Below are 15022 nucleotides of genomic sequence, written 5' to 3'. Positions count from 1 at the left end.
GGCGTCTGGGTTGGCCTTACCCGTAGTAATCCCTCGACCGCACGGCCCCGAGAGCTGTGAAGCGTTGGTCGAATCGGCGCTGGTCGTAGCTGGTCGCGTACTCGTTCAGGACTCCTGCACGGTACGCCTGCAGCGCGCCCTCGTCATCACCCAGCAGACGTGCCACGTCGCCCTCCAACCCGAGGGTGGCCGGAGTGGGGGTCGCCCCTCCGCGAAGAGCCATAGCCCGCAAGAGCTGTCGTTGTGCAGCTGGTCCATCGCCGCGGGCCACGGAATTCGCCGCCCACATGAAATGCAGCTGGTGGTCATCAGGTCGCCGCTCCGCTGCCTGCGCGAATAGGTTGTCGGCCTCCTCGAACCCCCCGACATACGCGAGTGCGCGGGCGAGCCTTTTCGCGGCGAGCTCGGGGGCATCTGATGCCCGGAGCAGATGCACCTTCTCAAGCCGCCGTCGCTCGATTTCGGCCACCGCGGCGAGGTCACACTGAAGAATCTTGACGCCCACAAGGCTTCCCAAGGCGACGTCGACCAACTCGGCACCGGTCAACGTGATGTCACCGAGTCTGATCCATCCGGCCTCCCGCGCCGCCAAGACGTTCTTCAGAATTCGCTCGGCTCTCTTGGGGTGGCGGACGGACAGTTGCTCGCCCATAAAGACCCGGAACAGGCCCTCGGCCCCAGAGGCTCCCGCCCGACGGGCCAGGAAAACTCCCACCCGCCAGACGCTCATGCGCAGCGGCAGGAACCGCGAACTGTTGCCGAGAACGAGAAGCCACTCCAGAATCCGTGCGGATCTCGGGGACAAGGGCTCATCGGCCAGCCCGGGCGGGCGCTCCCCATAGTCCGGGACCGCGGGCGACTCACACTCGCCGAAATCCCACTCGATCGCGGTTGGGTCGCCAATAGCTTTGCGGGAATCATCGCCGAGGGACCCATCGGGGACGAGGGCAGGGATATCCCAGGCAACGTCATCTGCCGCCGCCTCCGTGAAGTCATCCTCGACGATCTGCTGGCACCGACGCCGCAACGCCTGGTGTTCGACGTCCTCATTGGAGACTGCCTGGCTGGGAACGCGGGTCAACAGCGCTCGGGCCCGCTTCACATCCTCATCGAGGTGCGCCCGATCAAGAACCTCGATGGCCCGCGCGATGAGGGGTTCGGCTTCATGACTCCAGTCCCGGCTGATCAGCAGGCGCGCCCACTCGACCTCCGTTCGGGCGGCACCCACCTGGTTCCCCGCGCGGTGTTCGGCGGTGACAGCCAACCTGAACCAGTGATTGATTCCATCGATGGCTCCCTCCGCGCTGCCGATCTCGGCCGCCACCTCGGCAGCGCGCTTCCAGGAACGAGCGGTGACCAGTGCCGCGTACAGGTCCCTAAGAGCTTGACTGACATCGGCTACACCATGCTCGGCGGCCAGGGCCAGCATCAGTTCGCGGGCCTGCACGTGCAGGTCCAGATCGCTGATGACCTGCCCCGAGCCGATGGGGTATCGAGCAAATCCACTGCGGCAGGCAGCGATGATCTCGAGGCAGGCGTTCCAGGCAGACCCGTGCCCCCCCGCAGCAGTGAGAGCGGTGGCGTACGCGTACTTCGCATAGGCAGCCAGCGCCACCGCGCCTGCTTGCTCGGCACGCTCCGAGACCTTCCGATAGGTCTCTATCGCGAGCGACGGAGGCTGGCCCTGACCGGAGGCCAGCAGAGCGAGAATCCTGCGCCGGTCGCGAGCGGTGGGTTCACTGCCCGGCTGAGCAACCGTATTGCGGACTGCGTCGGGATCTCCCTTTGCCGCGAGATCGCCATCCCGCTCCGACAGAAACAAACTGATAGCCGTGAGATAGGACGCCCAGTCCTGACCCTCGCCGACCAGGTGCCGAACGCGGCCTCTGCGGACCGAAAGGCCCACCCACATAGCCCGGTTCCATTCCTCGGTCGGGGGTTCCTGACCCTCCGACAGCTGCTGATAGACACGTTCGAATCGCGTGTACGCCCGCTGCGTGTTTGATTCCGGAGGAAGCAGGACCAAGGTCTTGTTGAGGAGTTCCCAGTTCCGGAGCTGCTCGAGTTCCCAGGCCAGCCCGTCGGTGCTCCCGGCGATGATCATGATCATTGCGCACCGCGTGGCCGTTACCTGCACGGCCTCCTGCCATTGGTCATCGGGATAGTACGTCCGAACAGCGCCCAGTTCCGGCAGCCGCTCCCCCGGTCGGCCGATGGCCACCAGGCGATCCGTTCGGGTCATCAGGGTGTTGCCCAGGAACTCCTCGAATCGCTCCCGGACGACGAATGGGATCGCTGGGTTGGTCGGGCCGAGACCGGCGAGCGGTGTCCGGATCATGATTCCGTCGTCACCGAACGACCTCAGCAGCAGCACCGAATCCCGATCGGCGTCACGGCCGAACCCGCTGGCGGCCACGTGTTTCTGCCTCGCCCGCGACAACCAGCGAGCCGGCACATGGCTCCCACCTACCGCGCATGTGGCGAGCACGACAAGGAGAGCCGCAACCCATCCCGCACCATCCTCGAACCGCTCGCCCGCAACGCCGACCATCATCAGTCCGGCAACAAGCAGTCCGGCCTTCGTGAGGTACCCGACCCAGGTGCTGAATCTGTCTGTTGCACCTCCCGGGCCGGCCGACCGCCCCAGTGAGAGAATGCTCACCAAGCGGCTGCCGTGGACGCACAGCAGGACTGCCGCGACGACAGCGACGACAGCGTCCGGAATCCCGGTGAACAAGATCAACGCCGCTGCTGTCGCCAGTGCCAGCCCTCGGAACACATCCAGTCGGCGGAACATTCGCCGGGCGAAGACCGCATTCCGACGCGCGTCCATCACGATGTCTCCCCGGGCCGTCACTTGGCCGAGGGCCCTCTCCAAGTCCTGGACGGTGGTGAAGTCGAGGATCGCCCCCACTCTGAAGATCAGTCTCAGGGGCACCCCGACCCGAGTGCCGGTGTCGCGCAGCGCCGTGATGATTCGCGCGAGCAGGAGTAGGCCGATGAACAGCAACAACGCACCCACGTCGGCATTCTCTTGTGCGGGCCAGGTCAGCACAAGCCCACCCCGCTCGCACAGGTGTCCCCAAAATGGGGGACATTGGCACCTGGTGTTGCGCCGTCATAAGTCCTAGCCCGCGACGGCCATCATGTCCGCCATGCCCCTGGCGATCCAGTTCAGCCAACCGCCCGAGCCCATGAAGAGCCCGGTGCCACCGATGGCGATCAATTGGATATGCCGGTTCTGCAGGCCGCCGTTGGTCCTTCCCTGACTCACGCTGCCTGAGATTTCCATTTGGAATCGGGTGCATAGGTGGGCACGGGCTCTGCCTGTGACAGCGGAAAACATGCCCTGATTAGGGAAAGGTATGGTGCGCCTAACTGGACTTGAACCAGTGACCTCTGCCTTATCAGGGCAGCGCTCTAACCGTCTGAGCTATAGGCGCTTGAGTGCGTTAGCACCGCTGAAGAAAGCTACTACAACGTTCTTGGTTCGCCAAATCGATGAGCGCCGACCGGCCGCCCTGCTTCGCGCGCTCAATAGTCGGCTCAACTGTCGCCGACGGACGTCAGCACGGCGATGGGGATCAAGCGCTGCGCCCGGCGCTGATAGGCGATGAAGAACGGCGCCTCGGTGATGATGCTTTCCCAGAGTTGGTCGCGCTCCTCCCGCTCGGGGATGCGTACGCTGACCTGCTGGACGGTTGCGCCGATCTGGATGGTGGCGGTGTCTGTGGCGCGGAGGTTGCGGAACCAGTCCGGTTCGCGCTGAGCGCCACCCATGGAGCCGACCACGAGGCGATCCGGGCCCCGATCGAAATAGGCAACCGGGACAGTCCGGTCCAAGCCGCTCCGCCGCCCGACGACGGTGAGCAGCAGGACCGGTAGCCCCTTGACGGATGCTCCCGTGCGGCCGCCGGTGCGCCGATAGCCCTCGATGCTGCGTTGGACCCCGACGCGCATGAAGAGACGCAGCGGGGGCGGCATGGGGGCGCCGCGCAGCTGGTTGAGGGTCCGCCGATAGAGATGCCGGCCGACGAGGGACCACAGAATCTGCACCGGCCTGGGCAGATCACCCAGCCGCCGGGCCGCCTCGGACGGCGTCGCCGCATCCAGGAGCAGACCGGTCGCCGTGAACCGGAACGACTTCGGGATCTTCTCGAAGCCGGCTTGCCCGACGGCTGCCCATTCGGCACGCGTGAGGTGTCGGGCGATCAGCGGGACGACCTCCCGCTCCTCTTCGTCCAAATGAGTTGTGAACAGCTCGCGGAACTTCGCGAGAGCAGCCAGCAAGGCCATCTGATGGGCGCGGGAGGGATCCCGTTCCCAGGCGGAAGCCAGGTGCCGAACATCCGCGGCTGCCACCGCGATGCCCTGGTGCGCCTTTTCCATCGAATCGACGAGGCTCGGGTCGACACGCTCGCGCAGTTTCGGCCAGATCAGCGTGTCCTCGTGGTCGTGATGATCGTGGACCATATCGAGCATCGACGTCAGGAAAGCCCCAACGGACCGGGAGCGCTTCGTGCCTTCCGGCGGAATCTGGTCGATCCACCGTGCGACATCCCGAAAGGCCCTCCGAGCGATGCGATGGACCAGTGCCATCTCGGCGGGGGCCTCGGGCGCCAAGAAAGGCTCAGCAGTGGATGGTGTGGTCATCGTCGACCTCCAGGGAATCGCACGGATGGATGCGGAGGATACAAAGGTAGCCTTCCTAATATCATCGAGTCCATGGGCGACGAGGAGAATCTGCCGAATACCGTGGCGATGCTGGGGCAGGCGTACAGCCTGTTGGGCTTCAAGATCGTGGACGGTGTCGTGGGCGCGGGCTATCCGCAGAAGCCCAAGCACTCCGCCGTTTTCGCGCAGATCCGCCCGGAAGGATCCCGCGTCACCGATCTCGCGCGGGGGGCCAACATGACCCCCCAAGCCATGGGCGAACTCGTCGACGAACTGGTCGAACTCGGCTATGTCGTGCGCACCCGGGATCCCGACGACGGCCGAGCCAAGCTGGTCACCCTCACGGCTCGCGGGCAGGACTCGGTGCGGGCCGGCATGGCGACCATCCAAGGCATCGAGGACCAACTGGATGCATTGCTCGGGCCCGAGGGGCGCCAAGCCCTCCGCCGCCTGTTGGCGACGATTCTCACGGCGGTTCCGGACTGAGCGACCAGGGACCGACGTGCGTCCTAGGAGAAGACCGATGATTTCGTTCCAACCCACGGCACGGCGAATGCCCGGGCGCGAGGACTTGGCATAGCGTAAGCAGCAGATTCAGAACCCCCCGACCGTGACTACACCGGCCGGGGGGTTCGCCAATTCCGAGCGGATGTCGACTTTTGGCGACTCAGACTAGGCTGGGTCTGTTCAGGTACCTCGAGACACCGGGGTCACGCGCAACTGTTCGACGAGGACAGAAGATGCTTCTCCCATCGCCCCGAGGGCCACTGAGTGCAGCGATCCGCGAGGTGCTGCTGGAGTCACCCGGCGACGGTCGGGACGGCGTGGTGGCCGCGGCGGAACTGCTCCGGCAAGACGGTTCCCAGCGTGATCTGCTGCACGACGAGGATTTCCAGATCACGCTCTTTCTCCTGCATGCGTTGCACTATCGGCGCATCGCCGGGGTCGACGACCGCTGGGAGTGGGACCCCGATCTGCTGCGGGTGCGACAGGTTCTGGAGGATCGCTTCGAGACCTCGTTGCGCGAACTGGTCGACGAGGAGGCACCGCCGATCCGCACGGCGGAAGACGTCGCCCAAGTCCTGTTCGAGCGCGCCCGGAACGCACCCGGACCTTCCGTGTCCCGCTTCGTGGCTCGGCGCGCGACACAGGAACAGGTCCTGGAGTGGCTGGTGCAGAAGTCGCCCTATCAGCTGATGGAAGCGGACCCTCACACCTGGGCGATTCCGCGCCTGACCGGGCCAGCGAAGGCGGCGCTGGTGGAGATCCAGTCCGATGAATACGGTGGCGGGATTCCGGGGAGAATGCACGCGGAGATGTTCCGCACGACGATGGCGACAGCGGGGTTGAGAACGAACTATGGGGCGTATCTCGACCACATTCCCGCCATCACCCTCGCCGGGGTCAACGCGATGACTCTGTTCGGGCTCAACAGACGCCTGCGGGGTGCGGTCGCCGGGCACCTCGCGATGTTCGAGATGACCTCGTCCCAGCCGAACCGCAACTATGCGCGCGGCCTTCGCCGACTGAACTGGCCCGAACCTGCTGCTGCCTATTTCGACGAACATGTGGAAGCCGACGCCGTGCACGAGCAGATCGCCGGCCGCGAGCTTGCCGGCCGGTTGGTGGAAGACCATCCGGACGAGTGGCCGAACGTCCTCTTCGGTGCCGATTGTGCCCTCCAGCTCGACCGGTTGGCCGGTGAGCACTATTTGGAGAGCTGGACCGGGGGGCGTACGTCGTTGCGCAAGCCCTTGCCTTCCTCAGCCCGCGACGAGGTCGTCGCGTGAGCGAACCGGCGGTGCGGATCACGGTCTGTCCGGAAGGGCCGCTGCTCGTGCGCGGCGACTTCGAGGTCGTGGACGTCGAGGGCAACCGCTTGGACAAGCGCCGCACCATCGCGCTGTGCCGCTGCGGTGGGTCCGCCACCAAGCCTTTCTGCGACGGCACTCACAAGGTCAACGGGTTCGAACGACCGTGACCTCGAGTGGACGTGCTCCGTCTGCTGTCCGAATCGCCTCCTCCATGTCTTCCGCACTTTGATCCAGCGGGCTGACCAAGACCGCAGCCGTCGAGTGCTCAGCAGCCACCGATCACGCCGGCCTGGGTGCGCCTTCCGGAAGTGGACAGCGGGGCATGAGATTTCCGACCGAACAGAGCAAGCAGTCTCTCGCGCAGGCGATGGGGCTGATCCGACAACTGGAGCTGACCGCCGGGGAGCAGGCGTTGAACCGGCCGCACGTTTTCGGCACCGACGATGTCGACGTGATCGTCCAACTCGTCCAGATCCACATCGGGATCATTCGGGGCGAGTTCGCGGTCGCAGCGGGCCACGCGCTGCGGCTCTATGAGCAGGTCGTCGAGGCACCGGAGGCAGTTGATGCCGACTTGATTCGGGACGTGCGCGGCACCCTGACCAAACTGGTCTGTGAGTTGGCCGGGCCGGACAGCGCCAACGTGATCGCGGCCGAGGGCCGGACGAGTTGGCGCCCGGAGGACCGACCCGCGTGGGGAGCACCCGGCCCGGGCTTCTATGCCGACGGGGCCTGCCTCGGCGCGCTGGACGATCTGCACTGCCCGACCGCTTTTGAGGTCGCCTGGAAGAACGGCAGAATCCCGGGCGCGTGCGGCGACCCGGCCTTCGCTCGCATGCTGTTCGACGCCGGCCGCCAGGAGTGCTGCGAGGACCAGAATGCGGAACTGCACCGTCGCTGGTTCCGCAGCCTCGAGTTCCGGGTGGGGGAGGCCCTCTGCGCCGGGCTCACCGATGATCAGCTGGATGAGTTCGGTGCCCTGGCAGACTCGGATGACGACGGCGGCGCTCAGCGGTTCCTGTTGCTCAACGTGCCTCGCTATCCGATTGTCGTGCGTCAGGCGAACCTCGCCCTCGCTCTGGAACTGCGCACGGGCAGGCCGGTGCAGGGTCTGCCGTGCTTGTGACGCCGTTTCGGATGCTCCGCAGCGTCGGAATTCAGCACCCCATGTCATGATGTCCGCGCACAGGGAAGGCCGCACGAATGTCAGAGATCCCCAGTCCGTCCGCTGAGTTCCGTGAGCGGCTCAAGGCCACGCTCCTTGAGCGTTGCGTCGCCCTGAGACAGGACAGCCGATTCTCCAAGGACGTCGCCGAAGCAGCCATGGCGCTGACCTGGAGGAAGTTTCTCCGGTCGCACGAGCTGTGGAGCCGCACCGAACCCGACCGCCTGTCGACGCTGACCGAACCCGGATATGTCTACAAGGCGCTCAAGAACTCCGCTCGCCTTCTGCTCAAGAAGGAGGCGGGACAGCAGACGGGCCCGGACGTGTCCGAGCTGCCGCTCTCCGGGGAGCGTACCCAGCCGGCTTCGAGGCGGGAGTGGAACCCGGGGATGGGTCGCTTCTGGGCCGATGAGTCGCCGGGGCCCGTCCCACCGGAAAGCGTGTCGACGATGCTGCAGGTGCTGGCCGACCGCGGCCACCAGAATCCCGTTCCGCCCAGTCACCTGGGTGCTCGCGCCGTGGACATGGCGCACGTGTTCGCCGGGGTGGACCAGCGCACCGGCAAGGAAGTCGCCGCACTCTATGGCAAGGATCCCTCCGGTCTCAGCCGTGAACGGGACGCGCTGCGGGTAGGCCTCGTCAGGACGTTGTATTTCTTCCAAGTCCTCGCCGGCCGGAACATGCTGAAGGTCACGGCCGGAGCGCTGGCGGGAGTCCTGGACACAGTTGACGACATGGTGGGCCGGCGGGATGGCGTGACCAAGACGGAATACAAACGTCTCACCCTCGCCGCCCTCTCCCTCAAGTCCGACGATGCGGGGTTCTTCAGCGTGGATCCCGACCAGTTCGAAGCCCTCGCGGCGGACGTCGACAAGGCAAACCCCAGCCGTTGGAATCTGCTTGCCCGCGAGCACTTCCCGACCGTGCTGGTCGAGTTCCACGTCCTGGAAGCCCGCGTCGCCCTCGCCCTCCAGGGCGGGACAGCCGCCGAACTCGGTTACCACTGCTGCCTGCCCGGCTGCCCCCATCACACCCGCGCCTCCCGACCCATCATCGAGGTCTGATATGCCGAACAACCACTTCAACGACCCAGCTGACGAACTCGACCTCGACGTCTCGGGCATCCTCGACCGCCATCCTGGGCTCCGCGCCGACTTGGACCGCCTGCTGGGTCTCTTCGAGAACGACCCCGCGCACAGTGAGCAACGCCCGATGATTCCCGTCCTCTGGGACGGCGACGCCTGGGAGCTGAGACCCGCCTGGTGGGCCGACGCGCCCGAGTCGGCGCGAGCCGAGTTGCCGGTCGCCAGTGGGGTTCTCGCCTTCCTGGCCGACGACCCCTGGGCTCCGCCACGCATCGCCGCTGACGGCGCCGCGTCCTGGCTGGTCGAGTTGCTCGGTGAGGAAGCCGCCGCGCTGATCGCGCAGCGCGCTGACGCGATTCCCGAGGAGCTGCTGGAGCCCACCGAGTTGCGGCTTGCTGCTTCGCGGCTGGCCGTCGGTGCGTGGGTCCGGCACTGGTGGCCCCGGACCGAACCCATCCCGAGAACCGCGATCCTGCTGGCCGACATCGAGTTGGCCGTCCTGGCCACCACGTGCGCTGCGCTTGCTCCGCCCGAGGTCGATCCCACCCGCCACGCCACAGGCCTCCTCGACCTCATCGCGGCGCTGCCCCAACTCACCGATCCGCCACCACGGATCGAGCACGTCCTGGCCCAAGCAGTGGAACTGATGGTGCGGTCGTTGGGAGTGGATGACCCGTTGTGGGGGGAGTACGCAGCACTCGCTGCCCGCGTCGCGGCAGGTGCACCGCTCGTTTCGGCGGAGCAATCGGACTATGCGCTCACCGCTGGTGGGGGATCGAACGCTGCGGTGACCGATGCACGCTGGGATCCTGCGGCCGTGCAACCCGCACGCATATTGGCGGCGCGGTGGGCTGTCGGGGTTGGCGTACTCACCTCCTGCCCCCCCGACGTCGATGACCCCGAGCTGCCGTTCCTCGCCGAGTTGCTCGACTGGAACGATCAGTCCGGCACGCTCGGGATTACCTTGCCGCGCACGACCGACGACTGACCGACCTCAAGGAGTGCGCCCGTCGACCCGCGATCGCCAGCGGAAATTTTCGCACGCGCCGACCCGGCCGCGGGTTGTCGGGGCATGAAGACCTATCGCGTTGAACAGCTCTATCGACTGGACGATCCCCACCGTGTCGCCGGCTTGATCGCCGCCCGCCTCCTGACCGTTGCTGCCGAGCTCCCGGCGGAATCGGTGCTGACCTGGGAGATGGCGAACAACGGCACCGGTGGCACCACGCTGCGACTGACCGACCCCACGGCACTTCCCGCTCCCGACCTGGAATGGATCTTCGGCACCGGCATGGAACTGGTCGAGTCGACCGTGCCACCGTCGCCGCAGGCCCTCGATTCGGATGTTCTGTCCGAGATCGTCTGCGCCGCGGCGATCCCGCACCGGATCAGTGCCGCTATCGGATTCGGGGTCCAGCCGGTCCCCGTCAGCGCCCCGGTCGGCTGGCCGACCGGCCTCCGCGTGGGCGCCGACCTTCTCGAAGCCGTCGCCGACACTCCCGGCCTGCGAATCCGCTGGCACCTGCAGCCCTGCCCGGTGGGAGACGAGCAGTCGGTCGAGGATCTGTTGACCGACACGTGGCAGGGTGCGTCGACCGAGTTGGCCGGCTATCTCGGTCGTCCCCTGCGCATGCGACTGCTCGTGGCGTCCGGCGGTGCGCTCCCGCCCCGGGTTCGGAGCCTGCTCCGGCAGGCCACCCGCGCCCTCCACCTGATCGAGCACGGCTCGTTGGGGCTCCCGTCGAACGCTGCCCGGTGGAAGGGCGACGACCTGTCGGGGGCCGCGCTTCCCCAAGGTGCGGTCGCGGCGCTCCTGCAAATCCCCACCTGTGGACCGGAGCCGTTGCGCGGCGTACGCACGGGGGAGCGCCCCGCACGCGACCGCGCGCTGTCGAGCGAGCTGGCACCGAGCGGACCCAGCGTACGTCTCGGCACCCTCACCCTTTCCACCGGACAGACCGCAGAGGCTCGGCTGGGGATGACCGATCTGCTGCGGCATCTGCAGATCATCGGACAGACGGGCACCGGGAAGTCGACCGCGCTCGCGGCCCTTGTCCAGGAAGCCGCGCGCAACGGCAGCGGGGTCACCCTGATCGACCCGCACGGGACGACGGTGGATCGGGTTGTTGCGGAGGCGGAGGGGGAGTACGCGGGCCGCATCCGCGTGATCCGGTGTGCCGACCTCGAGCACGTGATTCCGATCAACCCGTGGGCGGGTCGCAGCGAGGGTGCCATGGAGGCGGAGGTCGCCGCGACGCTCGAACTGTTGTCAGAGATCTTCGATCCCACCCGCCAAGGCATCGTGGGGCCGCGGTTCGAACGGTGGTTCAGTCAGATGGCCGCGCTGAGCCGGGCGCTGCTCGGGCCGCGCGCGAGCCTCCTGGCGATGACCCTCCTGGGGCGCGACCGGGACGTGCTCGCGGCCGCGGCGAAGCGGATCGCCCGGTCCCACCCGGACCTGTCGGCCCAGGTGCTGCGTGAGGTCGTGGCGCAGAAGGGCGGCTCGGACACAGCCGACTTCGACGGATGGGTCCATTCGAAGATGCAGCGGCTGCTCGCGACACCCGAGTTGCGAGCCCTGCTCGGCAGTGGCGCGGACGGACTGGCGCTGCCGCTCGGGGTGGCGGAGCGCGAGATCACGCTCGTCGATCTGGGCATGCCTCGGCTCGGAACGTCGGGCGCGCAGGTGATCGGCATGTTCGTGCTGCAACAGCTGTGGGCGGCGATTCTGCAGCGGCAGGACCGGGAGGATCCGCATCTCCTGGTCATCGATGAGGCCCACCTCTTCCAGCATGGCGTGCTGCCCAGCATCCTCGCGGAGGGACGCAAGTTCGGGATCGGGGCGGTCATCGCGCACCAACACCAGGGCCAGCTCTCGTCCGGGCTGCATCAGGCGTTGGAAGCCAACTCGGCAAGCCTGCTGGCGTTCCGATGTGCCCTCGACGACGCCGCTCGGCTCAGTGCGCGCCTCGGCGGGTGGCAGCCCGGGGAACTGACGCGCATCCCGGCTCAGCGAGCTGCCGCCACGTTGACGTGCGGTGCGGTCCCGAGCGAGGCCTTCACCCTCGTTGTCGACCACAACGAACGGGTCGGTCGACCGCCGCTCACGTCGGATTCCGCCCAGCGGATCATCCTCCGGTCACAGCGGTGGGCCCGTTCGTTCGCGCACCGTCAGCCCATTACCCCCGAGGAGATCCGGCAGGCGGCCTATGGCAAGGAAGCCCCGCGCCGGGACGACCCGGACCTGGAAAGGTGGCTCGCGGAGCTCCAGATGCGCGGCACCGACGCCTGAGCGGGCGTGCGGTCATTGCGGGGTCAATGGGGTGGTGGCGAGAATCTCGGCGGCAAAGGGCCAGATCCCGCCCAGTGCCTGACCGGTGGCGGCGGCATGGGTCCTGAGGTTGACGATGCCGCGGACTCCCCGCCGCCAACTCTCCGCCATCCCGCTCGGCACCGGCGGTCGGACCTGGTCGGGGTGATAGACCTCGACCAGGTCGATAGGTTCGACAGCCGTCGATCGGGCACGGCCCCGATAGACCGCCCCCTCCCGCACCAGAGGACCGGCGGCGACCGGGAAATCGTCACCCTCCGCATAGGCCCGCAACCGCAGCCCGTCGGCTGGCTCGTCCCCGACGGTCACCTCGACGGTCAGATCGCCGGCATCTTCGGTCCAGCGCAACGCGTCCTCCCCGCCCCCCACGCTCCGCGGCGGGACGAGCCACCAGTCGGGTGCGGCGGTCGTCGTGCCGCCCGCTGTCAACGCATAGTCGTCCTGCTCGCTTGGGACGAGCGCCGGCTCGATCAGCTCTTCGGGCCACGGCAGATCCGCGGTCGCGACGGGCGAGTCCGGGGCCAAGTCGTCGGCGGCGTCGATGAGGAGATGGAGGGAGGCGGTGAAAGAGGTACGCCGACCCGCTGTGCCCCCCGAGGCGGTGGGTTCGAGTGCGAGCTCGGCCCCGGAGGCAAAGCCTGGTGCCTGCGCCACTGCGGTCTCGACGGCGGCCCACTCGTGGGTTCCTAGCCACGCTTCGGGGCCGTCGGCCTCGTCGAGCCAGTCCTGCATCGCCCAAGTGAGTGCTCCGATCTCGGCGCGCAGCAGGCGTTGGTCGAGGCGGGCCACCCCCGCATGTGCCGAGGGCCACCAACGGTGCAGCCAGCGGGCGAGCGCCAGCCGGGCCAGTGGGTGGTTCGTCGGCGGATCGGTGATCTCCACCGCGATGTGGTCGCCCACAGCTGCTTCAGTCTCGAGCGCGGCGAGAACTTCGGAGCCATAAAAGACAAGGATCCAGTCCGCTGCCGCCTCGACGTTGTCGATATCAGCCCAAGGCACCAGATCGGGGCGTCGCGCATCGGCCGCGAATAGGCCGCCCCGCAGCGACAGCATGGCTGGCATCTCGGGCATCGTCAGCTGGTTCGGGTCGGACGTGACGACCCAGGAGTCCGGGCCCGAGCGATGGAGGATAAGGGTAGTCATGATCGGCCTCGGCGATGGTTGAGGAGGTTGATGAGCGCGTGCTGCCAGGGGATCGCGCCGGGCTCTTTAGACGGCACCAGCTTCTCCCAGAGCTTCTTGAACGGTTCGGCGTCCGGCAACTCCCCATTGGGATCAGCCCAGGCGATGGCCTCGCGGATGCGGGCTCGATCGGCGTCCGGCCAAGCGCTGATGAGCGCGAGCACGTCGTCCGACATCAGTCTGTCATCGGGGGCGGTCGGCTTTCGCCGACGGCTGCGCCCCTCAAGCCTCCCGCTCAGGGTGTCGTTCACCCACGAAAGGAAAGCCGATCGGATCAGCTCGATTGCATCATCGATGTCGGTGATCGGCAGCCCGCGGACTTCGCGGCCCAAGAGCCGTGGCCACAGGCGGGTGGGCGGTCCGATCCAGGGATCCTGCAGCGCACCCGAGACCTCGGGATAGCCGGCGAGCAGTGCGAGCCTTGGCGGGAAGCGATTCGCTCGCCGCTGGCGACGCGCCCGGTTGTTCGGCCTAGCCGTTGCGCCGGGCTGCTGGTCTGTGCGGTCTTCGTCGAGCGGCGCTTCTCCGCCACCCACGTGGTCGCGCAGCAACCCCTTGCGGTCCAGGGTTTCGATCATGACAGACAGCAAGTCCGTCCCGGTGCCGCCGAACTGATCTCGGTCGCGTTGCAGCGCCTGTCGCACCTGCGCCGGCTGGCTGGAAACCGGGAGCATCTGGACGGCCATGGCCCCGAGCGCAAACGTCGCGCGAGCCTCGGGCTGAGCGAGACCGAGGGGCAGGGTCGTGCGGCCGGCGGCCTCGCGCAACAGCTGGCCCAGGGGCGGCAGTGTGCCGCCCTGGGTCTTGAAACCGCCCGCCAGACGATTCTTCAGCGAGCAGTCGAGCAGATAGGGGCTCACCGTGTGAACGACGTGGGGCTTGGGTGTGGGGGTGCCCGTGACATGCATTGCTTGTGCCCAGACGTCGGTGTTGGTGTCGGTGAGGGCTTCTGTCAGAGCCGCCCAGTGGAGGGACAGGCCGGGGGCAGACTTCTTTTCGCGCCACCGATTCAGCACCTCGACGATGGGTGTGGAGAGTTCCGGCGTTGATGGTGAGATGGGCCGGTTGGCCCAAGCCCGATCGATCTGCTGCTGCATTTCCGCGGCGATCTCGGCGCGAGCCAGAGCCCAGTTGGCGACCTTCACCTTGTGGACCCGCCAGTGCTCCCAGCCATCGTCGACATGGGGCCAAACGGCGAGCAGCCGACTGCGCAACTCCGAATCGGTCGGGCGTGATGCGGTCGACTCGAATGCCTCGCGGGCGACGGGCATCAGCAGATCTTTCGGGTTCTCCTCCGGTGGCCGGCCGGCAGCATTGGCCTTTCGGATCCTGTCGAGCCTGGCGAGCAGCAGCGTGAGCCGCAACAGCTCGGCCTCCTTGGCCTTGACCGCCTGAAGGAGGAGGGTGCCCGACAGGGTCTCGTCCACCACCGCGCTGGTGCTGGTCACAGATCGGGAGGCATAATGGGCCGCCGCCAGGTCCCCACCGAACACGGTCGGGAAGAGATGCTTCGCCGCGGCGGCATTCGGACCACCAGTCTCGGCGTTGGTGAGACCGCCCTCGCGGATCCGGAGGTCCAGAGTCCCCCACGCGTCGACCCACAGCTCTCTCGTTGTTTTCACGTGCAACCCCCGATGCCCACGCACCGACCGCACTCGCGGCGGGACGTGGCCACAGCATAGGACCGGCGTACGACATCAAGAGCCTCATGCCGCACTGTCCACTTCCGGAAGGGTTCTTCCCGCAGGTGGGACCGGCGCGACGGGCTCGC

Annotated in this window: 12 protein-coding genes and 1 tRNA gene; 7 read left to right on the top strand and 6 right to left on the bottom strand. The window is 67.2% G+C overall.

Annotation, left to right across the window (positions count from 1 at the left end):
* Positions 1-16: 16 nt before the first annotated feature.
* From ACQ260_RS10365 to ACQ260_RS10350, 4 genes are all read right to left on the bottom strand, one after another.
* On the bottom strand, positions 17-3022 hold the full coding sequence (locus ACQ260_RS10365; RefSeq protein ID WP_432559358.1) for a hypothetical protein: 3006 nt from the start codon (positions 3020-3022) through the stop codon (positions 17-19).
* A 105-nt stretch (positions 3023-3127) separates the two neighbouring features.
* Complete coding sequence (locus ACQ260_RS10360; RefSeq protein WP_432559716.1) at positions 3128-3274, bottom strand: hypothetical protein; 147 nt, start codon at positions 3272-3274, stop codon at positions 3128-3130.
* A gap of 92 nt (positions 3275-3366) precedes the next feature.
* Positions 3367-3443, bottom strand: a tRNA-Ile gene (locus ACQ260_RS10355).
* Positions 3444-3546: 103 nt separating this feature from the next.
* Positions 3547-4599, bottom strand: a complete 1053-nt coding sequence (locus tag ACQ260_RS10350) for a nitroreductase/quinone reductase family protein (protein ID WP_432559701.1) — start codon at positions 4597-4599, stop codon at positions 3547-3549.
* Positions 4600-4725: 126 nt separating this feature from the next.
* Here ACQ260_RS10350 and ACQ260_RS10345 point away from each other — a divergent pair, with 126 nt between their 5' ends.
* From ACQ260_RS10345 to ACQ260_RS10315, 7 genes are all read left to right on the top strand, one after another.
* Positions 4726-5160: a MarR family winged helix-turn-helix transcriptional regulator gene (locus tag ACQ260_RS10345; RefSeq protein ID WP_432559357.1), complete on the top strand. Its 435-nt coding sequence runs from the start codon at positions 4726-4728 to the stop codon at positions 5158-5160.
* A gap of 254 nt (positions 5161-5414) precedes the next feature.
* On the top strand, positions 5415-6464 hold the full coding sequence (locus ACQ260_RS10340; protein ID WP_432559356.1) for an iron-containing redox enzyme family protein: 1050 nt from the start codon (positions 5415-5417) through the stop codon (positions 6462-6464).
* The gene (locus ACQ260_RS10335; RefSeq protein WP_432559355.1) at positions 6461-6655 is read left to right on the top strand and encodes a CDGSH iron-sulfur domain-containing protein; all 195 of its coding nucleotides are present in this window, start codon (positions 6461-6463) and stop codon (positions 6653-6655) included. Before ACQ260_RS10340 ends, ACQ260_RS10335 begins: the two co-directional genes overlap by 4 nt.
* A 155-nt stretch (positions 6656-6810) precedes the next feature.
* Positions 6811-7614, top strand: a complete 804-nt coding sequence (locus ACQ260_RS10330) for a DUF5663 domain-containing protein (RefSeq protein WP_432559354.1) — start codon at positions 6811-6813, stop codon at positions 7612-7614.
* A gap of 77 nt (positions 7615-7691) precedes the next feature.
* A complete protein-coding gene (locus tag ACQ260_RS10325) occupies positions 7692-8717 on the top strand; it encodes a hypothetical protein (protein ID WP_432559353.1) in 1026 nt (341 codons plus the stop codon).
* A 1-nt stretch (position 8718) separates the two neighbouring features.
* Complete coding sequence (locus ACQ260_RS10320) at positions 8719-9726, top strand: hypothetical protein (protein WP_432559352.1); 1008 nt, start codon at positions 8719-8721, stop codon at positions 9724-9726.
* An 84-nt stretch (positions 9727-9810) separates the two neighbouring features.
* Complete coding sequence (locus ACQ260_RS10315; protein ID WP_432559351.1) at positions 9811-12030, top strand: ATP-binding protein; 2220 nt, start codon at positions 9811-9813, stop codon at positions 12028-12030.
* Positions 12031-12042: 12 nt separating this feature from the next.
* Here ACQ260_RS10315 and ACQ260_RS10310 read toward each other — a convergent pair whose 3' ends face one another.
* A complete protein-coding gene (locus ACQ260_RS10310; RefSeq protein WP_432559350.1) occupies positions 12043-13212 on the bottom strand; it encodes a hypothetical protein in 1170 nt (389 codons plus the stop codon).
* On the bottom strand, positions 13209-14873 hold the full coding sequence (locus ACQ260_RS10305) for a hypothetical protein (RefSeq protein ID WP_432559349.1): 1665 nt from the start codon (positions 14871-14873) through the stop codon (positions 13209-13211). The genes ACQ260_RS10310 and ACQ260_RS10305 overlap by 4 nt, the downstream gene beginning before the upstream one ends.
* Positions 14874-15022 lie beyond the last annotated feature (149 nt).

Origin of the sequence: Ammonicoccus luteus (assembly GCF_050880385.1) — a bacterium.
In the GTDB taxonomy this organism is placed as follows: Bacteria; Actinomycetota; Actinomycetes; order Propionibacteriales; family Propionibacteriaceae; genus Enemella.
The sequence above is the reverse complement of the archived record's forward strand: the minus strand, read 5'-3'. Positions and strand labels throughout refer to the sequence as shown.

What these genes read in the sequence shown, in the direction of transcription:
- ACQ260_RS10320 (WP_432559352.1), top strand. Translation starts at nt 8,719, where the DNA reads ATGCCGAACAACCACTTCAACGACCCAGCTGACGAACTCGACCTCGAC.
- ACQ260_RS10330 (WP_432559354.1), top strand. Translation starts at nt 6,811, where the DNA reads ATGAGATTTCCGACCGAACAGAGCAAGCAGTCTCTCGCGCAGGCGATG.
- ACQ260_RS10325 (WP_432559353.1), top strand. Translation starts at nt 7,692, where the DNA reads ATGTCAGAGATCCCCAGTCCGTCCGCTGAGTTCCGTGAGCGGCTCAAG.
- ACQ260_RS10340 (WP_432559356.1), top strand. Translation starts at nt 5,415, where the DNA reads ATGCTTCTCCCATCGCCCCGAGGGCCACTGAGTGCAGCGATCCGCGAG.
- ACQ260_RS10350 (WP_432559701.1), bottom strand. Translation starts at nt 4,599, where the DNA reads ATGGCACTGGTCCATCGCATCGCTCGGAGGGCCTTTCGGGATGTCGCA.
- ACQ260_RS10315 (WP_432559351.1), top strand. Translation starts at nt 9,811, where the DNA reads ATGAAGACCTATCGCGTTGAACAGCTCTATCGACTGGACGATCCCCAC.
- ACQ260_RS10310 (WP_432559350.1), bottom strand. Translation starts at nt 13,212, where the DNA reads ATGACTACCCTTATCCTCCATCGCTCGGGCCCGGACTCCTGGGTCGTC.
- ACQ260_RS10345 (WP_432559357.1), top strand. Translation starts at nt 4,726, where the DNA reads ATGGGCGACGAGGAGAATCTGCCGAATACCGTGGCGATGCTGGGGCAG.